Source organism: Cupriavidus sp. FW305-27, from assembly GCF_058787995.1.
Window position 1 is genome coordinate 37142 of the sequence record NZ_JBYTAG010000025.1, and the last position, 19205, is coordinate 56346.

Annotated in this window: 23 protein-coding genes; 2 read left to right on the forward strand and 21 right to left on the reverse strand. The window is 64.5% G+C overall.

What is annotated here, in order from left to right:
- Positions 1 to 153: 153 nt before the first annotated feature.
- The 3 genes from AC3WRI_RS14235 to petA are packed head-to-tail and all read right to left on the reverse strand — an operon-like array spanning position 154 to position 2957.
- On the reverse strand, positions 154 to 897 hold the full coding sequence (locus AC3WRI_RS14235; protein WP_010812312.1) for a cytochrome c1: 744 nt from the start codon (positions 895 to 897) through the stop codon (positions 154 to 156).
- A 36-nt stretch (positions 898 to 933) separates the two neighbouring features.
- Positions 934 to 2337 carry a cytochrome b gene (locus tag AC3WRI_RS14240; protein ID WP_454750839.1) on the reverse strand — a complete coding sequence of 468 codons (1404 nt, stop codon included), beginning with the start codon at positions 2335 to 2337 and terminating at the stop codon, positions 934 to 936.
- A 2-nt stretch (positions 2338 to 2339) separates the two neighbouring features.
- Positions 2340 to 2957: a ubiquinol-cytochrome c reductase iron-sulfur subunit gene (gene petA, locus AC3WRI_RS14245; protein WP_010812314.1), complete on the reverse strand. Its 618-nt coding sequence runs from the start codon at positions 2955 to 2957 to the stop codon at positions 2340 to 2342.
- A gap of 214 nt (positions 2958 to 3171) precedes the next feature.
- Between petA and mscL the strand changes: the two genes are divergently transcribed.
- Positions 3172 to 3597, forward strand: coding sequence for a large conductance mechanosensitive channel protein MscL (mscL, locus tag AC3WRI_RS14250; protein WP_010812315.1), 426 nt, complete (start codon positions 3172 to 3174; stop codon positions 3595 to 3597).
- 72 nt (positions 3598 to 3669) lie between these two features.
- Here the strand turns inward: mscL and AC3WRI_RS14255 are convergent, their stop codons facing one another.
- Positions 3670 to 4416 (reverse strand): Nif3-like dinuclear metal center hexameric protein, encoded by a 747-nt coding sequence (locus tag AC3WRI_RS14255; RefSeq protein ID WP_010812316.1) that lies wholly within the window; start codon positions 4414 to 4416, stop codon positions 3670 to 3672.
- 20 nt (positions 4417 to 4436) lie between these two features.
- Here AC3WRI_RS14255 and AC3WRI_RS14260 point away from each other — a divergent pair, with 20 nt between their 5' ends.
- The gene (locus tag AC3WRI_RS14260) at positions 4437 to 5630 is read left to right on the forward strand and encodes a Do family serine endopeptidase (protein ID WP_010812317.1); all 1194 of its coding nucleotides are present in this window, start codon (positions 4437 to 4439) and stop codon (positions 5628 to 5630) included.
- Between the two features lie 455 nt (positions 5631 to 6085).
- Here AC3WRI_RS14260 and AC3WRI_RS14265 read toward each other — a convergent pair whose 3' ends face one another.
- The 17 genes from AC3WRI_RS14265 to murA form a co-directional block, all read right to left on the reverse strand.
- Complete coding sequence (locus AC3WRI_RS14265; protein WP_010812318.1) at positions 6086 to 7195, reverse strand: porin; 1110 nt, start codon at positions 7193 to 7195, stop codon at positions 6086 to 6088.
- Between the two features lie 243 nt (positions 7196 to 7438).
- Positions 7439 to 8236 (reverse strand): twin-arginine translocase subunit TatC, encoded by a 798-nt coding sequence (tatC, locus tag AC3WRI_RS14270; protein WP_010812319.1) that lies wholly within the window; start codon positions 8234 to 8236, stop codon positions 7439 to 7441.
- 140 nt (positions 8237 to 8376) lie between these two features.
- Entirely contained in the window at positions 8377 to 8889 is a 513-nt protein-coding gene (gene tatB / locus AC3WRI_RS14275) for a Sec-independent protein translocase protein TatB (protein ID WP_010812320.1), read from the reverse strand.
- Between the two features lie 95 nt (positions 8890 to 8984).
- Positions 8985 to 9218 carry a Sec-independent protein translocase subunit TatA gene (gene tatA / locus AC3WRI_RS14280; RefSeq protein ID WP_010812321.1) on the reverse strand — a complete coding sequence of 78 codons (234 nt, stop codon included), beginning with the start codon at positions 9216 to 9218 and terminating at the stop codon, positions 8985 to 8987.
- Positions 9219 to 9366: 148 nt separating this feature from the next.
- Complete coding sequence (locus tag AC3WRI_RS14285; RefSeq protein WP_011616140.1) at positions 9367 to 9723, reverse strand: histidine triad nucleotide-binding protein; 357 nt, start codon at positions 9721 to 9723, stop codon at positions 9367 to 9369.
- Between the two features lie 63 nt (positions 9724 to 9786).
- Complete coding sequence (locus AC3WRI_RS14290; protein ID WP_010812323.1) at positions 9787 to 10179, reverse strand: DUF4870 family protein; 393 nt, start codon at positions 10177 to 10179, stop codon at positions 9787 to 9789.
- 60 nt (positions 10180 to 10239) lie between these two features.
- Positions 10240 to 10611 carry a phosphoribosyl-ATP diphosphatase gene (locus AC3WRI_RS14295; RefSeq protein WP_010812324.1) on the reverse strand — a complete coding sequence of 124 codons (372 nt, stop codon included), beginning with the start codon at positions 10609 to 10611 and terminating at the stop codon, positions 10240 to 10242.
- Positions 10608 to 11012 (reverse strand): phosphoribosyl-AMP cyclohydrolase, encoded by a 405-nt coding sequence (gene hisI, locus AC3WRI_RS14300; protein ID WP_011616141.1) that lies wholly within the window; start codon positions 11010 to 11012, stop codon positions 10608 to 10610. The genes AC3WRI_RS14295 and hisI overlap by 4 nt, the downstream gene beginning before the upstream one ends.
- A 2-nt stretch (positions 11013 to 11014) precedes the next feature.
- Positions 11015 to 11785: an imidazole glycerol phosphate synthase subunit HisF gene (gene hisF / locus AC3WRI_RS14305; protein WP_492293454.1), complete on the reverse strand. Its 771-nt coding sequence runs from the start codon at positions 11783 to 11785 to the stop codon at positions 11015 to 11017.
- Positions 11786 to 11845: 60 nt separating this feature from the next.
- Positions 11846 to 12592 (reverse strand): 1-(5-phosphoribosyl)-5-[(5-phosphoribosylamino)methylideneamino]imidazole-4-carboxamide isomerase, encoded by a 747-nt coding sequence (gene hisA, locus AC3WRI_RS14310; RefSeq protein WP_010812327.1) that lies wholly within the window; start codon positions 12590 to 12592, stop codon positions 11846 to 11848.
- Positions 12593 to 12730: 138 nt separating this feature from the next.
- The gene (gene hisH / locus AC3WRI_RS14315) at positions 12731 to 13384 is read right to left on the reverse strand and encodes an imidazole glycerol phosphate synthase subunit HisH (protein ID WP_010812328.1); all 654 of its coding nucleotides are present in this window, start codon (positions 13382 to 13384) and stop codon (positions 12731 to 12733) included.
- On the reverse strand, positions 13381 to 14004 hold the full coding sequence (locus AC3WRI_RS14320; RefSeq protein WP_010812329.1) for a YchE family NAAT transporter: 624 nt from the start codon (positions 14002 to 14004) through the stop codon (positions 13381 to 13383). Before AC3WRI_RS14320 ends, hisH begins: the two co-directional genes overlap by 4 nt.
- 92 nt (positions 14005 to 14096) lie before the next feature.
- Positions 14097 to 14684, reverse strand: a complete 588-nt coding sequence (gene hisB / locus AC3WRI_RS14325) for an imidazoleglycerol-phosphate dehydratase HisB (protein WP_010812330.1) — start codon at positions 14682 to 14684, stop codon at positions 14097 to 14099.
- A 4-nt stretch (positions 14685 to 14688) separates the two neighbouring features.
- The gene (hisC, locus tag AC3WRI_RS14330) at positions 14689 to 15789 is read right to left on the reverse strand and encodes a histidinol-phosphate transaminase (protein WP_010812331.1); all 1101 of its coding nucleotides are present in this window, start codon (positions 15787 to 15789) and stop codon (positions 14689 to 14691) included.
- A gap of 47 nt (positions 15790 to 15836) precedes the next feature.
- Positions 15837 to 17177: a histidinol dehydrogenase gene (hisD, locus tag AC3WRI_RS14335; protein WP_010812332.1), complete on the reverse strand. Its 1341-nt coding sequence runs from the start codon at positions 17175 to 17177 to the stop codon at positions 15837 to 15839.
- A gap of 39 nt (positions 17178 to 17216) precedes the next feature.
- Positions 17217 to 17891 (reverse strand): ATP phosphoribosyltransferase, encoded by a 675-nt coding sequence (hisG, locus tag AC3WRI_RS14340; RefSeq protein WP_010812333.1) that lies wholly within the window; start codon positions 17889 to 17891, stop codon positions 17217 to 17219.
- Between the two features lie 9 nt (positions 17892 to 17900).
- Positions 17901 to 19151, reverse strand: a complete 1251-nt coding sequence (gene murA / locus AC3WRI_RS14345) for a UDP-N-acetylglucosamine 1-carboxyvinyltransferase (protein ID WP_011616142.1) — start codon at positions 19149 to 19151, stop codon at positions 17901 to 17903.
- Between the last annotated feature and the right edge of the window lie 54 nt (positions 19152 to 19205).

Below are 19205 nucleotides of genomic sequence, written 5' to 3' on the forward strand. Positions count from 1 at the left end.
ACCACCAGAAAGCAAATTAGTGGCAAATGACGCACTTTATTGGCCCGCTTCGGCAGGTTTTCCAAGAGAAAAGGCCAGGGGCGGTGCTGCTTTCGCAGCGGCCACCCCTGGCCTTTGCCTTGTCCGGGCCCGGATTCGGGCCCTGGCATGCCTTTACTTCACGTCCTTCCAGTACGCGGCGTTGAGGCGCCAGGCAAAGACAGTGAACACGCCCAGGAACAGCAGCACCCAGACGCCCAGGCGCTTGCGGTGGTTCTGCGCCGGCTCGGCCATCCAGTCCAGGAAGCTGACCAGGTCAGCGGCGGCCTGGTCGTACTCGACCTTGCTCAGCTTGCCCGGGCTCAGTTGCTCGAAGCCGGCAAACTTGTGCACCTTCTCGCCGTGCTCTTCCACTTCCGTGAACTTGGCGGCGCGCTGGCCCTGCAGTTCCCACAGCACGTGCGGCATGCCGACGCTCGGGAACACCAGGTTGTTCCAGCCGGTGGCGCGGCTGTCGTCACGGTAGAACGTGCGCAGGTAGGTGTAGAGCCAGTCGTCACCGCGGGCGCGGGCGATCACCGACAGGTCCGGCGGCTGCGCACCGAAGAAGGCCTTGGCCTCCTTCGGTTGCATGGCGATGGTCATGGTCTCGCCAACCTTGTCCGCGCTGAACAGCAGGTTCTCGCGGATCTGGTCGTCGGTCAGGCCGATGTCCTTGAGCCGGTTGTAACGCATCATCGATGCGCCGTGGCAGTTCAGGCAGTAGTTGACGAACAGCTTGGCGCCGCGCTGCAGCGACGACAGGTCAGCGGTGTTCACCGGTGCCGGCTCAAGGGGGAAGCCCCCCTCGGATGCCATGGCAGGCGCGCCGGCAAAGCAGGCGCCGGCCAGCGCGAGGATCGAAAGCAGCTTTTTCATCTTGTGTCCTTGTGCTCTTGTCGGGGTTCGCTTCGCTCAGTGCGGGTGGAACGTGACACGCTCCGGGACCGGCTTGAACTCGCCGACACGGCTCCACAGCGGCATGGTCAGGAAGAAGGCGAAGTACAGCAGCGTACCGAGCTGCGACACCTTCTCACCGACCGGCGACGGCGGTTGCACGCCAAGATAGCCGAGCACCAGGAACACCACCACGAAGACGGTCAGGATGGTCTTGTGGAAGGCAGGACGATAGCGGATGGACTTGACCGGCGAGTGGTCCAGCCACGGCAGGAAGAACAGGATCACCACCGAGCCGCCCATCACCAGCACGCCCCAGAACTTGGCGTCGATGAAGTAGAAGCCCACGGCCAGGATCACCGCGACGGCGATGGCGCCGATCTTCACGCGCGCATCCTTGCTGCGCAGGAACACCATGCCGAGCAGCAGCGCGAAGAACACCCACAGGATCGGCAGGAAGTTCGACGTGGTGGCACGCAGCATCGAGTAGAACGGCGTGAAGTACCACACCGGCGCAATATGCGGCGGGGTTTTCAGCGGGTCAGCCGGGAAGAAGTTGTTGTGTTCCAGGAAATAGCCGCCCACTTCCGGGAAGAAGAAGATCACGGCCGAGAACAGGAGCAGGAAGCCGGCAACGCCCAGCGTGTCGTGCACCGAGTAGTACGGGTGGAACGGGATGCCGTCCAGCGGGATGCCGTTCTCATCCTTCTTGGCCTTGATCTCGACGCCGTCCGGGTTGTTCGAACCCACTTCGTGCAGCGCGATGATGTGGGCAATGACCAGCGCCAGCAGCACCAGCGGCACGGCGATGACGTGGAACGAGAAGAAGCGGTTCAGCGTTGCATCGCTCACCACGTAGTCACCGCGGATGAACAGCGACAGGTCCTGGCCGATCACGGGAATCGCCGAGAACAGGTTCACGATCACCTGGGCGCCCCAGTACGACATCTGGCCCCATGGCAACAGGTAGCCCATGAAGGCTTCCGCCATCAGGCACAGGAAGATCAGGCAGCCGAAGATCCAGACCAGCTCGCGCGGCTTGCGGTACGAACCGTACAGCAGGCCCCGGAACATATGCAGATAGACCACCACGAAGAAGGCCGAGGCGCCGGTCGAGTGCATGTAGCGCACCAGCCAGCCCCAGGGGACTTCGCGCATGATGTATTCCACGCTGGCGAAGGCCACGGGAATGCCGGCGGCGTTCAGCGTGGCGTCGGGCTTGTAGTTCATCACCAGGAAGATGCCGGTGACGATCTGGATCACCAGCACCAGCAGCGCCAGCGAACCGAAGAAGTACCAGAAGTTGAAGTTCTTCGGCGCGTAGTACTTGGAGAGGTGGTCTTCCCACAGTTGGGTTGCGGGGAAGCGGGCGTCGATCCAGCCCAGCAGGCCGGTCGTCTTGACTTGTTTTTCGGCCGCCATGATCAGGCTTCTCCTTTCTCGTCCTTGCCGATCACGATCTTGCTGTCGGTCAGGAACTGGTAGGGGGGAACATCGAGATTCTGCGGAGCCGGCTTGTTCTTGAAGACGCGCCCGGCGAGGTCAAAGGTCGACCCGTGGCAGGGGCAAAGGAAACCGGGATCGGAGCCGAGCTGGGAATTGGCACCGGCAGCGAAGGGGCCCGACGGCGAGCAGCCCAGGTGGGAACAGATACCCACCACGACCAGGACGTCCTTGTGTTCTGCGCGCGAACGGGTTTCGTTCTTGCAGTATTCAGGCGTCTGCATGGTGAATGCAATCTCGGAATTGGGATCGGCCACCTCGCCGTCCGTCTTCTTCAGCGACGCCAGTTGTTCGTCCGTGCGCCGCATGATCCAGACCGGCTTGCCGCGCCATTCGACAGTCATCATCTCGCCTGGCTTCAGCGCGCCAATATCCGCCTCGACTGGAGCACCCGCGGCTTTGGCCTTCTCCGATGGTGCAAAAGTACTGACGAAAGGAACCGCTACCGCTACGCCTCCGACGCCGCCAGCGACGGATGTCGCGATCAACCAATTGCGGCGACCCTTATCCACGCTCTTCACGTCTTGCTGGTCACTCATTCCAAACCCCAGGGGAAGTCAATTTAGATTTTGCGTCAACCATAAAGTGTACCTTAGACACCAGCGCACTAGATAGGCAGAAAATGCCACGGCCATGCGCGATTATCGGACGTGCAACCCGGAAAGCGGCTTCGGTGCTTGCTTTCCGGTGAGTGATGCGGCAGGCTTCGAGCTTGAAACCGTTCATCGCTAGCGACAAGAAGGAGAACCCCCCATGGGCATGATCTCGGAATTCAGAACCTTTGCCGTACGCGGCAACGTCATCGACCTCGCGGTCGGCGTGATCATCGGCGCGGCTTTCGGCAAGATCGTGGATTCAGTGGTCAACGACCTGATCATGCCGTTGGTAGGCCGCGTGATCGGCAAGCTGGACTTCTCCAGCATGTTCATCGTGCTGGCGGATCCCCCACCCGGAACTCCCACTACGCTCGATGCCTTGAAGAAGGCCGGCGTGCCCGTGTTCGCCTACGGCAATTTCCTGACCATCGTTGTCAACTTCCTGATCCTGGCCTTCATCATCTTCCTGATGGTGCGTGCCTTTAACAGGATGCGCGCCGCGGAACCGGAAGCAGCGCCCGCCGCACCGCCCGAGGAAGTCGTGCTGCTGCGTGAGATCCGCGACAGCCTGAAGACCCGCTGACTGGTGCGCCATATGCGCGCCGACCCCGGAAGATAAAACGGCCCCGATGGGGCCGTTTTGTTTTGCGTCAGATCAGACGGGATTAGGAATATCGATAAACGTATGGAGCAGGCCAAAGCGTTCGGCCACATGCTCGCCCAGCGAGCGGATGCCGTAGCGCTCGGTGGCGTGATGGCCGGCGGCAAGGTAAGCCACGCCGCTTTCGCGCGCCAGGTGCGTGGTCTGCTCCGAGACTTCGCCGCTCAGGTAGGCATCGACACCCGCGGCCACCGCGGCATCGAAATAGCCTTGCGCCCCGCCCGTGCACCAGCCGACGGTGCGGATCATCTGGTCCGGCTCACCGATGGCCAGCGGCTCGCGCCCCAGTACGCCACCAACGTGCGCGGCCAGCGCGGAGAGCGGCATCGGCGCGGGCAGCGTGCCGGTCCAGCCGAGCTGGTCGTCGCTGAAGCGGCCGGTCGGGGTAAAGCCGAGCTGCAGCCCGAGCTGGGCGTTGTTGCCGAACTCCGGGTGGTTGTCCAGGGGCAGGTGGAAGGCGAACAGGTTGACGTCCGCGCCAAGCAGGCGCTTCAGACGCGCGTGCTTCTGCCCGACCACGCGTGCATCTTCGTTTTTCCAGAAGTAGCCGTGATGGACGAGGATGGCGTCGGCCCCCGCTTCGATTGCGGCATCGACCAATGCCAGGCTTGCAGTCACTCCCGTCACGATGTGTGTGATCTCCGAGCGACCTTGCACTTGCAGCCCGTTGGGACAATAGTCCTTGTAGCGGGAAACTTCCAACAGGTCATTCAAGTACAATTCAAGCTCTTTTGTTTTCATTTTCTGCTCAAAACTCCAATATGTTGCGGCGCTTTTGGCTGTTCTTTGCCCAGGCTGTCACCGTCGTGCTGGCGGTCTGGTTCGTCGTGGCAACGCTCAAGCCTGATTGGCTGCAGAGGGGGCGCGTCGCGGTCCAGTCCGGTTCGCCCATCGTGGCGCTCAAGGAAGTCGTGCCCAACGTGTCCGGTCCTGCCGCCGAAGGGTCTTACAGCGAAGCCGCCCAGATGGCCATGCCGGCCGTGGTCAATATCTTTACCAGCAAGAACGGCAACAAGCGCTCGCCCAACCCGCAGGCCGAGGATCCGTGGTTCCGCTTCTTCTTTGGCGACCGCCTGCCTGAGCGGCAGGAGCCGGTCTCCAGCCTGGGGTCCGGCGTCATTGTCAGCGCCGAGGGTTACATTCTAACCAACCACCACGTGGTCGACGGCGCCGATGAAATCGAGATCGCGCTGACCGACGGCCGCAAGGCCAACGCCAAGGTGGTGGGCTCCGACCCGGAAACCGACCTGGCCGTGCTGAAAGTGACGCTCAAGGACCTGCCCGCGATCACGCTGGGCCGGCTCGAGAACGTAAAGGTCGGCGACGTGGTGCTGGCCATCGGCAACCCGTTCGGCGTCGGCCAGACGGTGACGATGGGCATTGTCTCGGCGCTGGGCCGCAGCCACCTGGGCATCAACACCTTCGAGAACTTCATCCAGACCGACGCGGCCATCAACCCGGGCAACTCGGGCGGCGCGCTGGTGGATGCGCAGGGCAACCTGCTGGGCATCAATACGGCGATCTACTCGCGTTCGGGCGGCTCGCTGGGGATCGGCTTTGCGATTCCGGTGTCAACGGCCAAGCAGGTGATGGAATCGATCATCTCCACCGGCAGCGTGACGCGCGGCTGGATCGGGGTCGAGCCGCAGGACATGACGCCCGAGATCGCCGAATCGTTCGGCCTCGATGCCAAGGAAGGCGCACTGATCGCCGCGGTGGTCCAGGGTGGGCCGGCCGACAAGGCGGGCGTGAAGCCCGGCGATGTGCTGACCAAGGTGGATGGCTTGTCGATCACGGACACGACCGCGCTGCTCAATGCGATTGCCCAGCTCAAGCCGGGAGTGGACATCAAGATGACCGTGATCCGCCGCGGCAAGGCAACGGACCTGACGGTGACGATCGGCAAACGGCCTCCGCCGCCGCGCCGCGCGCTGCCGTTTGAAGAGGAAGAGTGAGGCTGGGCACGACGACACGGCCCTGAAGACGGAACCCCGCCTTGGATGGCGGGGTTTTTTTATGCCTGGCGCAGCTGCTGCCCTTGGCATCGAGGCAACGGTCACGGAATGCCGCGCCGCGCTGCCGGATCGCGGCGGTGGAACCAGGGGCCGTCACTGGCAGGCGCAAACTCACGCCCGGGGGGCGTGATCGACGTGCATACCGGGTCACGATCGACATGAGCAACGCCGCGCCTGATCCACATCGCCGCGAAGCAGAACGCCGGCACACCGCGCTGCACCCACGCCACCCGCCCTCTGGCCGGCCATCCAGGCGCGGCATGGCTGGCACAGCACGATAACAGCGCAACAGCCTGTACCAGCATTTGGTGCCACAAAAGACAAGAGGCCGGCATCCTTGGGATGCCGGCCTCTTGGTTCAAGCCAATCCTAAGCGGGCTTACACCCGCGTCAGATTAGAACTTGTGGCGCAGACCAACCACAGCACCGAACTGATCCTTGTTCGCCTGAACGTTGGTGGTGGTGGCGGTGTTGAAACCGTTCACGCCCAGGGCCGAGCCCTTGTCGTTCAGGGTGTACGACAGCGAGGTGTACACGTCGGTACGCTTCGACAGCGCGTAGTCGGCCGTGATCACGAACTGCCACGGATCGGCTTCGCTCTTGCGGAAGTCTTGGTAGTACGCAGCGCCCGACAGCGAGAACGCCGGGGTCAGTTGGTAACCCAGACCCAGCCAGTACAGGTTCGAAGCCGTCGACGTGGTCAGGACACCATTGTCAACCGTCGTGCCGCCCGTCAGAGCAGCGCCGTCGAAGGCCTTGGCCCAGCGATAGCCGGCGTAGACCTTGGCCGGACCGAAGGCGTAGTTGGCGCCAACGGTAGCACGGCGAGTACGCTGGCCGCTTGCATCGACGGGAGGCGTACCGGTGGTCGAGCCGTGGATTTCGTCATAAGCAGCACCGACCGCGAACGGGCCAGCTGCGTAGCTCACCAGCGCGCCGTACTGTTGGCCGCGGCGGAATGCGCCGGCGACTTCCTGGCCGTTGTTGTTGAAGCTGTAGAAGGCCGAAGCGGTCAGGCCACCGAACTTGCCGATGTACTTGACGGTGTTGTCAGCGCGCGAAGCGAAGGCGCTGTCTTGCGACAGGATGCCGTAACGCGACGAAATGGCCATCGGGTCGAACTGCAGACCGAAGTCATAGAACGACGTTTGTTGACGGCCCAGCAGCAGCGAGCCGAACTGGCTTTGCAGACCGACGTAGGCTTGACGGCCGAACAGACGACCACCTTGGCTCGTGGCATTGCTGCCCGTGTCCAGGTCGAAACCGCTTTCCAGCACGAACACGCCCTTCAGGCCGCCGCCCAGATCTTCCACGCCACGCAGGCCCCAGCGCGAACCGGACTGGTTACCCGACGACATGCGGAACAGGTCGTCGCCAGCGGCGTTAGCGTTGTTGACGTACTCGAGGCCGACGTCAGCCACGCCGTACAGGGTTACGCTCGATTGGGCATAGGCGCCACCAGCGGCCAGAGCGGCGACGGCAGCAGCAAACAGTTTCATCTTCATATCGACACTTTCCTTGTCAACTGATTGGGAAATCTTGGTTGCCCAAGTACTTGGGCGACGCATTTACATTCACGTCTGCTGCGTATTATGTGCCAGCCCCCCCGGCCGTCAGAAGGCTTTTTCGGCGTAAACCATGCTTACTGGCGGTTTTTGTTGTGGGGGAGCAACAGGAATGGGAGGGAAAATCCCCGTTTTGGTGCAAAAACGGGGATTAGCAGATACGAAAGACCTACCTCAGCCGAATTAGTCGGGCTGCGTTTCCCCTGAAGCAGTCGCTTCAGGTGACGGACGGCCGACAAAGCGCGCCAGCAGCAGTCCGAGTTCATAAAGCGCCACCAGCGGCACGGCCAGCAGCAGCTGCGACAGCACATCGGGAGGGGTCACGATGGCAGCGATGATGAAGGCCCCCACGATCACATAGGGGCGGATCTGCTTGAGCTTTTCCAGCTCCACCACGCCAAAGCGCACCAGCACGATCACCACCACCGGCACCTCGAAGGTGATGCCGAAGGCCAGGAAAGTGGTCATGGCAAAGCTGAGGTATTTGTCGATGTCAGTCGACATCTCCGCCCCCAGCGGGGCGTTGTAGTGCGCCATGAAATGGAACACCGTGGGGAACACCAGGAAATACGCGAACGCCACGCCGCACAGGAACAGGAAATAGCTGCTCGATACCAGCGGCAGGATCAGGCGTTTCTCATGCTGGTACAGGCCGGGCGCGACAAACTGCCAGACCTGGTACAGCACCCACGGCAGCGCGATCAGGAAGGCCACCAGCAAGGTGACTTTCATCGGCACGAAGAACGAGCCGGTGACATCGGTCACGATCATCTTGCCGCCCTTGGGCAGCGACTCCATCAGCGGCGCGGCAAACAGATTGAAAATCACCGGGGCCCAGTAGACCAGGCTGACGAAGACCAGGATGATGCCGGCCACCGCCTTGACCAGGCGTTGGCGCAGTTCGACCAGGTGGGAAATAAAGGTTTCCTGCTGCGACTCGTCTTGCGGGTCTTGGGGATCTGGGGACCGGGTGTCGCTCATGGCGTGAACCGCTCAGCCGCGGGGGCTGGCAAGGTGGATCGATGGGGCCGCAACGCGGCGGCGCGCGAATGCAACCAGGACTGCAGCCACGACGGCAGCGGCCGGAACGACGGCCGGCAAGGTGATGCCGCGGCGCATGCTCACTCGAAGAAGGATCGGGATGGCCGGGTGACCGGCCGGTGGCGCTTGACGCGCGCCGCGCCCGACTGCACCCAGACGCGGACATTGTGCTGGCGCTTGAACCAGAGCGGGCGGGCGCCCTGCTTGACGCGCCAGCTCTTGCGCCCGTTGTGCGCCTTGTGGGCCGCATCCCAGCTTGGCACGAAGCCGCCGCCGGCGTCGGCGCTACCGCCGCCGCTGGTTCCCTCGGCACCGCCCAGGGCTTCGTTCAGCGCCTGGGTCTGCTCGTTGACTTCCTTATGGATGGTGCGCTCGACATCGCGCGCGGCGTCCTCGAATTCCGTGCGCATCTTGCGCAGTTCTTCCAGTTCAACCTCGCGGCTGACTTCGGCCTTGACGTCGTTGATGTAGCGCTGCGCCCGGCCGACCAGCGCGCCCACAGTGCGCGCAACCTTGGGCAGCCGTTCGGGACCGATCACGATCAGTGCCACGGCGCCGATCAGCGCCAGCTTGGAAATGCCGAGATCAATCATGCGGACACATCATGCGGACAACATGCGGAAAAGCGCAGGCGCGGGACGACACGCAGGCAGCGAGGTTTGCGTAGAAGGGATGGCACACCGCCGGATTACTGCTGGCGGGTCTTTTCCTTGGCTTCGACGTCGATGGTGGTGGAGTCGCGCAGTTCCTTGGACTGGGCGGGATCGGCGGCAGCCTTGCCCTCGCCGTCCTTCATGCCGTCCTTGAAGCCCTTGACCGCGCCGCCCAGGTCCTGGCCGATATTGCGCAGTTTCTTGGTGCCGAACACGAGCATGACGATCACCAGCACGATCAGCCAGTGCCAAATGCTAAACGAACCCATTTCTTGCTCCTGATGAAGCCGCGGGCGCAATCAGATATGCCCGGACCCGTTGTTCCGTCCCGTTATGGCCGCGCCGGGCGACGGTTGCCGACGCAGCTTCTGCCCGAGGCGTTGCCGCCGCGGACACTCCCATGCCAAAAGCTGCCGGTCAGGGCAGCGGTCCCTTCCACTCGTGGCGCGGCCCGCCCAACACATGGAGATGCAGGTGGTAGACCTCCTGGCCGCCGTCCGGGCCGGTGTTGATCACCGTCCGGAATCCGTTGGCACAGCCTGCCGCCCGCGCCAGTTCAGGCACCTTCAGCATCATTCTAGCAAGCAGCTCCCCTTCGCCGGCGCCGCAATCGGCCAGCGAGTCGACATGCGACCTGGGAACGACCAGCAAGTGTACTGGTGCCTTGGGATGGATATCGTGGAAGGCCACCATATCGTCGTCTTCGTAGACCTTGCGCGACGGTAGCTGGCCGGCCACGATCTTGCAGAAGATGCAATTATCCTGAGCGTTCATGAAGATTTCATTGCGACGGCCGCGGCACCCGGTGTCAGCTTCACGCGCCCGGCCTGCCCGGGATCAGAACTGCTGATCCGGGTACATCGGCTTGCTGTCATTCAGGTACAGCCAGCCCTTGACGATACGATACAGCATCCACAGCGACAGCACGCCCCAGACGGCAAAGGCCAGCGGCATCAGCACGACTGTCGCGAACAGCACCCCGCCCAGCACGCCCCACACCACCGACCACCAGAACGAGCGGATCTGCCAGGCGAAGTGCGAGGCATACAGCGAGCCGCGCGCGTCGTCGCGCTTGACGTAGTCGATCACGATGGCGATCAGCGCGGTGATGCCGCCGGTCAGCCAGAAGATCGCATACAGGGCATACAGGATGTGCAGCAGCTTGCGCAGGCTGCTCAACTGCTCGCCGCTGGGGGTGGTGACCTGCCCGGTGTAGTCGTTCGCCATCATTGCCCTTGGTTAGAAGCCTGCCTTGCGGGCAGGCGGAAGACCGGCCGGCGCCTGCGCCAGCTAGTCCTTGCGCCGGGCCTTTTCCTCGAGGCCGGACAGCCCCTCGCGCCGCGCGAGCTCGTTGACCACATCCGCCGGCGTCAGGCCGAAGTTGGCCAGCAATACCATGCTGTGGAACCACAGGTCGGCCACTTCATAAACCACCTTGCCGGCCTCGGCGCCAGTCTGCCCGGCGGCGCGCGCGTCCTTGGCGGCCATCACGGTCTCGGTGGCTTCCTCGCCGATCTTCTTCAGGATGGCGTCGTCGCCCTTGCTGAACAGGCGCGCCACATAGGATTTGTCAGGGTCGCCGCCGTTGGCGGGCTTGCGCGATTCCAGCACTTCGGCCAGGCGCGCCAGGACATCATTGCTGCTGAGTTGGTTGTCGCTCATGGCTTGGTGTAGATCTGGGCAGGGTCCTTCAGCACCGGCTCGACTGTCTGCCAGTCGCCGACTTCCACATCGCCCTCGAACTTCTGGAAGAAGCAGGAATGGCGCCCGGTATGGCAGGCGATATTGTCGATCTGGGTCACCTTGAGCAGCACCACGTCTTCATCGCAGTCCAGGCGGATCTCGTGCACCTTCTGCACATGGCCGGACTCTTCGCCCTTGTGCCACAGGCGCTTGCGCGAGCGCGACCAGAACACGGCCTCGCCCAGCTCCACGGTGCGCTGCAGCGCGTCGCGGTTCATGAACGCGAACATCAGCACGTCGTTCGAGCCGACTTCCTGCACGATCACCGGCACCAGGCCGTTATCGTCCCATTTGACCTTGTTGAGCCACTTCTTTGCCATGATCAGATCCGCACGGGAATGCCCTCGCGGGCCATGAATGCCTTGGCTTCGCCCACGGTGTGTTGCCCGTAGTGGAAGATGCTGGCGGCCAGCACCGCGTCGGCGCGGCCCCGGGTGATGCCATCGGCCAGGTCCTGCAGGCCGCCGACGCCACCCGAGGCGATTACCGGCACCGGCACCGCGTCGCTGACGGCGCGGGTCAGTTCCAGGTCGAAACCGCTCTTGGTGCCGTCGCGGTCCATGCTGGTCAGCAGGATCTCGCCGGCGCCGCGCGCGGCCATCTCGCGCGCCCATTCGACCGCATCCAGCCCGGTGGCCTTGCGCCCGCCGTGGGTGAAGACTTCCCAGCGCGGCGCTTCGCCCGGGGCGGAACTGCGCGTGGCGTCGATCGCCACCACGATGCATTGCGAGCCGTACTTGGCAGTCGCATCCGACACCAGCTGCGGATTGGCGATGGCCGACGAATTGACGCTGATCTTGTCCGCGCCGGCATTGAGCAGGCGCCGCACGTCTTCGACCGTGCGCACGCCGCCACCCACCGTCAGCGGAATAAAGACCTGCGAAGCCACATCCTCGATGATGTGCAGCATCAGGTCACGCCCGTCGCTGGTCGCGGTGATGTCCAGGAATGTGATTTCATCGGCGCCCTGCTCATCGTAGCGGCGCGCGATTTCCACGGGATCGCCCGCGTCGCGCAGCTCGACAAAGTTGACGCCCTTGACCACCCGCCCGTTGGTCACGTCCAGGCAGGGGATGATACGTTTGGCTAGCATGAGATTCCTTGTCCGCCGCCAGCTCCAGTCTGGCGGCGGCTGCGCCCGCGGCGCGTTGCCTTATTGCCCGTCGCGCAGCTTGTCCGCCAGTGCCTGCGCGGCGGCAAAGTTGAGATCCCCGGAGTAGATCGCGCGGCCGCAAATGACGCCTTCGACACCTTCGCCCTCGACCGCGCAGAGATTGTCGATGTCGGCCAGGTTGGACAGCCCGCCGCTGGCGATCACCGGGATCGACATCGATTGCGCCAGCTTGACGGTGGCATCGATATTGATCCCCTGCAGCATGCCGTCGCGGCCGATATCGGTGTAGATGATGGCCTCGACGCCGTAGTCTTCATACTTGCGTGCCAGGTCCGCCACCTCGTGGCCGGTCAGCTTGCTCCAGCCGTCGGTCGCTACCTTGCCGTCCCTGGCATCCAGGCCGACGATGATATGGCCGCCGAAGGCCGAGCAGGCATCCTTCAGGAAACCGGGGTTTTTCACCGCGGCGGTGCCGATGATGACGTACGACAGCCCGTCATCCAGCCAGCGTTCGATGGTGTTCAGGTCGCGGATGCCGCCCCCCAGCTGCACCGGGATCTCGTCGCCGACCTCGGCGATGATGGCCTTGATGGCCTCCTCGTTGCGGGGCTTGCCCACGAACGCGCCATTCAGGTCCACCAGGTGCAGGCGGCGGGCGCCCTGCTCCACCCAGTGGCGTGCCATGGCGGCGGGATCTTCGGAAAAGACGGTGGCCTGGTCCATGTCGCCTTGTTTGAGGCGTACACACTGACCGTCCTTCAGGTCGATGGCCGGAATGAGCAACATATGCGTGACGAGCGTGGTTGAGTGATAGAGATTGAGCGAGACCGGCGCTGCCGGTCAGGTCGGGTCGATAGTCGATCGGAAACAGGTCGGGTGACGGGTCGAGTTAGCGGTCGATGATCGGTAAAAAAACGAATCGGGTCAGGGCTTCCAGTGGACGAAGTTCCGGTACAGCTGCAGGCCCAGGGCCGCGCTCTTCTCGGGGTGGAACTGCGTCGCGAAAATATTATCGCGCGCTACCGCGCTGGTAAATACGACTCCGTATTCCGTTTCACCGGCAACATGGGCCGGGTCCTGCGCCTGCACATAGTAACTGTGGACGAAATAGAACCAGCTGTCGTCCGGGATACCGTCCCACAGCGGGTGAGGCCTGGCCTGGCGCACCCGGTTCCAACCCATCTGCGGCACCTTGTAGCGCGAGCCGTCGGGCTGCGTCATGCCGTCCAGCGCAAAGCGCACCACCTGGCCGGGCATCAGGCCCAGCGCCGGCGTACGGTCCGCGCCGGCCCGGCTTTCGGTGCTGAACTCGAACAGCATCTGCTCGCCCACGCACACACCCAGCATCGGCTTGCTGGCGGCGGCCTGCACCACCGCCTCCTGCAGCCCGGACGCGCCCAGCGCCGACATGCAGTCGGGCATCGCGCCCTGGCCGGGCAGCACCACGCGGTCCGCCGAGCGGATGCCTTCGGGGGCATCCACCACGCGCACGTCCGCTTCCGGCGCCGCGGCACGCAGCGCCTGCGCCACCGAGCGCAGGTTGCCCATGCCGTAATCCACAATTGCTATGGTAGTCATGATTTCAAAACAGGCAACAATGTCTTCAGCCCGTCCACAATGAATTCCACGGCCAGCGCCGACAGGATCAGCCCCATCAGGCGCGTGCCGATATTGATGCCGGTGCGGCCGATGACCCGGGCGATCGGGTCGGCCGCGCGGAACACCAGGTACACCACCGCACCGATCACCACGCCCAGGCCGACCAGGATCAGCAACTGGTACCAGTGCTGGGTCTTGCCGGCATAGACGATCACCGTGCTGATCGAGCCCGGCCCGGTCAGCAGCGGCAGCGCCAGCGGCACCACCGCGATGCTGGACTTTACCTCGGCCTCGTCCTCTTCTTCCGGCGTGGCCTTGGTGCGGCTGGTCTGCGCGTTCAGCATGTTCATGGCCATCATGATCATGATGAGCCCGCCACCCACCTGCAGCGACGCCACCGAGATATTGAAGAACTCGATGATCTGCTGCCCCAGCAAGGCCGACACCGCCACCACGATCGCCACCGAAACCGATGCGATCTTGATGGTACGCAGCTTTTCCGCTTCCGTCTGCAGGCTGGTCAGGCTGATGAAGAACGGGATCGCCCCGATCGGGTTGATCAGCGCCAGCAGCGAAATAAACGACTTGAGCGTATCCATCGGTTGCGGGTCGCCAGCATCGCTGGCCAGGTTCAGGCTTGGAAGGTCAGCGGGCGCCGCAACCAGCCGGCACGCCTACCGTGGTGGAAAGGTCAGAGCGTACCCTTGGTCGACGGGATCGTGTTCGCCGCGCGCGGGTCCAGCTCCACCGCCATGCGCAATGCCCGGCCAAAGGCCTTGAACACGGTTTCGCACTGATGGTGGGCATTGATGCCGCGCAGGTTGTCGATATGCAGGGTCACGCCCGCATGGTTGACGAAGCCGCGGAAGAACTCGATGGTCAGGTCCACGTCGAAGCTGCCCACGCGCGCACGCGTGAACGGCACGTGGAATTCCAGGCCGGGACGGCCGGAGAAATCGATCACCACGCGCGACAGGCATTCGTCCAGCGGCACATAGCTGTGGCCGTAGCGGGTGATGCCTTTCTTGTCGCCGATGGCCCTGGCAACCGCCTGGCCGAGCGTGATGCCCACGTCTTCCACCGTGTGGTGGTCGTCGATATGCGTGTCGCCGGTGGCTTCGACCTCCAGGTCGAACATGCCGTGCCGGGCGATCTGGTCCAGCATGTGGTCAAGGAACGGCACGCCGGACGCCAGTTTCTGGCGGCCGCTGCCGTCGAGATTCAGGGAAACGCGAATTTGCGTTTCCGAAGTATTGCGGGTGACCTCTGCAACACGCATGGTGTTAATCCTGCAGCGACGCTGCGAATGCCTCAAGGAACTGCGCGTTTTCTTCGGGGGTGCTGACCGTGACGCGCAGACAATTGGCCAGCAACGGGTGCATTTTACTCACGTTCTTGATCAATACCTTGCGGGCCAGCAGCCGGTCGAACGTCTGTGCGGCATCCGGCACGCGCGCGAGCAGGAAATTGGCGGCGCTGGGGAACACCGTCACGCCCGCATTCGCGGCCATGCCTTCGGCCACACGGGCGCGTTCGTCGCGCAGTTGGGCGGCCTGTTCGTCCAGCACCGACACGTGCTCCAGCGCGAACAGCGCGGCGGCTTCGGTCAGCACGTTGACGTTGTACGGCGGGCGCACCTTGTCCAGCTGCGACAGCCATTCGGGCGCGCCGGCCAGGTAGCCCAGGCGGATGCCGGCCAGGCCCAGCTTGGATACGGTGCGCATCACCAAAAGGTTGCCGAATTCCGTCAGGCGCGGCATCCAGCTGTGCTGCGCGAACGGCTGGTAGGCCTCGTCCACCACCACCAGGCTGTTGCAGACCTCGCCCTGGGCGGCGCGGACGATGGCCTCCATGTCGGCGGCATCGAACAGGTTGCCGGTGGGGTTGTTCGGGTACGCCAGGTAGATGATGGCGGGCTGGTGCTCGGCCATCGCCGCCAGCATGGCGGCGCGGTCGAGCGTGAAGTCCGCGCGCAGCGGCACGCCGACGAATTGCAGGCCGGCGAACTGCGCCGACATTGCGTACATGACGAAGCCCGGCACCGGCGCCATTACCTTGGCGCCGGGCCTGGCCGCGGCCAGCGCCAGCATGCTGATGATCTCGTCCGAGCCATTGCCGAGCAGCACGTCCATGCCGGCCGGCACCTGCATCACGGTCTTCAGCTTGGCGCGCAGCGCTTCGCTGCTGGGCACCGGGTAGCGGTTCAGCGCAACCTCGCCCAGGCGCTCGGCCAGTTCGCGGCGCAGAGCGGGAGGCAGCCGGTACGGGTTCTCCATTGCGTCGAGCTTGACCAGACCGTGCGAATCCGGCACGTGGTAGGCGCCCATGGCGCGTACGTCGTCACGGATGATGCGTTCGATCAGGGAGGGCTCTACGGCTGGCATGGGAACTCCTAAGTTGGCTGCCTTATCAGGCAGCGTGGGTCAGTAGATCAACTGCGTTTGGTGAAACGATATTCCGCGCTGCGGGCGTGGGCCTGCAGGCCTTCGCCATAGGCCAGCTCGGCGGCGATCTGGCCGAGCATCTGCGCCCCGCCCTCGCTCACTTCGATCAGGCTCGAACGCTTCTGGAAGTCATAGACGCCCAGCGGCGAAGAGAAGCGCGCGGTGCGCGAGGTCGGCAGCACGTGGTTCGGGCCCGCGCAGTAATCGCCGAGCGACTCACTGGTATAGGGGCCCAGGAAGATGGCGCCGGCGTGGCGGATCTTTTCGCTCCACTGGCGCGGGTTCTCGGCCGAGATCTCCAGGTGCTCGGGCGCGATCGCGTTGGCGATCTCGCAGGCCTCTTCCATGTCGCGCACCTTGATCAGCGCGCCACGGCCGGAGATCGAGGCGGCAATCACCTCGCGCCGCGGCATGGTGCCAAGCTGGCGCTGGATGCTGGCTTCGACGCGGGCGATATAGCCGGCGTCCGGGCACAGCAGGATCGACTGCGCCAGTTCGTCGTGCTCGGCCTGCGAGAACAGGTCCATCGCCACCCAGTCGGGGTCGGTGGTGCCGTCGCAGATCACCAGGATCTCGGACGGGCCGGCAATCATGTCGATGCCGACGGTGCCGAACACGCGCCGCTTGGCCGCGGCCACATAGGCATTGCCCGGGCCGACGATCTTGTCGACCTGCGGCAGCGTCGCCGTGCCGTAGGCCAGCGCGCCAATCGCCTGGGCGCCGCCGATGGTGAACACGCGGTCGACGCCGGCGATCTGCGCGGCGGCCAGCACCAGCTCATTGCGCACGCCGCCCGGCGTGGGCACGACCATGATGATTTCCTTCACGCCCGCCACGCGCGCCGGGATCGCGTTCATCAGCACCGACGACGGATACGCGGCCTTGCCGCCCGGCACGTAGATGCCGACGCGGTCCAGCGGCGTCACCTTCTGGCCCAGCATGGTGCCGTCGGCCTCGGTGTATTCCCAGCTGTGGCTGCCGCATTCGATCTTCTGCTTCTCGTGGTAGGCGCGCACGCGCGCGGCGGCGGCCTCCAGCGCGGCGCGGCGCTTGGGTTCGAGGTCTTCGAGCGCGGCTTCGAGCTGCTGCTGCGATACCTCCAGCGCGCCCATCGACGACGCTTCCACGCGGTCGAAGCGCCTGGTGTATTCCAGCACCGCGGCATCCCCGCGCGCCTTCACATCAGCCAGGATCTGCGCGGCGGCGCGATCGATGGCCTCGTCCTCGCCAGCCTCGAAGGCCAGCACCTGGCGCAGCGCCTCGGCAAAGCCAGGCTTGCTGGAATCGAGCCGGCGGATCGGCAGGTTTTCCATTTCGGTTGCGTTCATGACTACTTTCCTCTCAGTCGGCGCGGGCCTGGTGTGGCCTTACGCCAGCGCCGCCGAAGCCCGTTCGAATGCGTCGAGAATCGGCGCAAGCCGCTCGCGCTTGAGTTTGAGCGCGGCCTGGTTCACCACCAGCCGCGACGAGATCTGCACGATCTCTTCGACTTCAACCAGGTTGTTGGCGCGCAGCGTGCTGCCAGTGCTGACCAGGTCGACGATGGCGTCGGACAGGCCCACCAGCGGGCCCAGCTCCATCGAACCGTACAGCTTGATCAGGTCGACGTGAACGCCCTTTTTCGCAAAATGCTCGCGCGCGGTCTGCACATACTTGGTGGCCACGGCCAGGCGCGCGCCCTGGCGCACCGCGTTGGCGTAGTCAAACCCGGCCGGCACCGCCACCGACATGCGGCAGCGCGCGATGTTCAGGTCGATCGGCGCATACAGGCCGGCCATGCCGCTTTCCATCAGCACGTCCTTGCCGGCCACGCCGAAATCGGCGGCGCCATACTGGACGTAGGTCGGCACGTCCGAGGCGCGCACGATCACCACGCGCACGGCCGGATCGGAGGTCGGCAGGATCAGCTTGCGCGAGGTCTCGGGGTCCTCGGTGACGCGGATGCCGGCGGCTTCCAGGAGCGGCAGCGTCTCGGTGAAGATGCGGCCCTTGGACAGCGCCAGCGTCAGCTGGTTGGGCGATGCGTTGAAAGTGGGGCTCATCGGACTTCCTCAGGCAATGCGGCGGATCTTCGCGCCCACTGCCGACAGCTTGTCTTCCATGCGGTCGTAGCCGCGGTCCAGGTGGTAGATGCGGTCGATCACGGTCTCGCCATCGGCCACCAGGCCGGCGATCACCAGGCTGGCCGAGGCGCGCAGGTCGGTCGCCATCACGTTGGCGCCCGACAGGCGCGGCACGCCGTTGACCACCGCGGTATTGCCTTCGACCGCGATGTCCGCGCCCAGGCGGTTCAGTTCCTGCACGTGCATGAAGCGGTTTTCGAAGATGGTCTCGGTCACGCGCGCGGTGCCTTCGGCCACGGCATTGAGCGCCATGAACTGCGCCTGCATATCGGTCGGGAAGGCCGGGTATTCCGAGGTGCGGAAACTCACGGCCTTGGCGCGTTGCGGCATGGCCAGACGGATCCAGTCGGCGCCGGTCTCGAGTTTTGCGCCGGCTTCGCGCAGCTTGTCGAGCACGGTGTCGAGGATGTCCGGCTGCACGCCGCGCAGCACCAGGTCGCCCAGCGTCGCGGCGGCGGCGCACAGGAAGGTACCGGCCTCGATGCGGTCGGCGATCACGCTGTGGCTGGCGCCATGCAGGCGCTCCACGCCCTGCACTACCAGGCGGTCGGTGCCGATGCCTTCGATCTTCGCGCCCATCTTGACCAGCAGTTGGGCCAGGTCGGTCACCTCGGGCTCGCGCGCGGCGTTTTCCAGCACGGTCTCGCCTTCGGCCAGCGTGGCGGCCATCAGCAGGTTCTCGGTGCCGGTCACGGTGATCATGTCGGTGACCACGCGCGCGCCCTTCAGGCGCTTGGCCCGCGCATGGATAAAGCCGTGTTCGATGGTGATCTCGGCGCCCATCGCCTGCAGGCCCTTGATGTGCTGGTCGACCGGGCGCGCGCCGATGCCGCAGCCGCCGGGCAGCGACACGCGGGCCTCGCCGAAGCGCGCCACCAGCGGGCCCAGCACCAGGATCGAGGCGCGCATGGTCTTGACCAGCTCGTACGGGGCCTCGAGCACGTTGACGTCGGCGCCGTTCAGGGTCACGCGGGCGCCATCCAGCTCGGCCTGCATGCCCATCTGGCGCAGCAGCTTGAGGGTGGTGCGCACGTCCTGCAGGTTAGGCACGTTGTCCAGCGAAACGGTATCCGCCGTCAGCAGGCCCGCGCACAGGATCGGCAGGGCTGCGTTCTTCGCGCCCGACACGCGGATTTCGCCCTTCAGCGGGCCATTGCCGTGGATCTGGAATTTGTCCATGTTCTGTCGTCTGGAGCCGGGCACGCGCCCGGCGTCATGGTTCTGGGGCCGCGC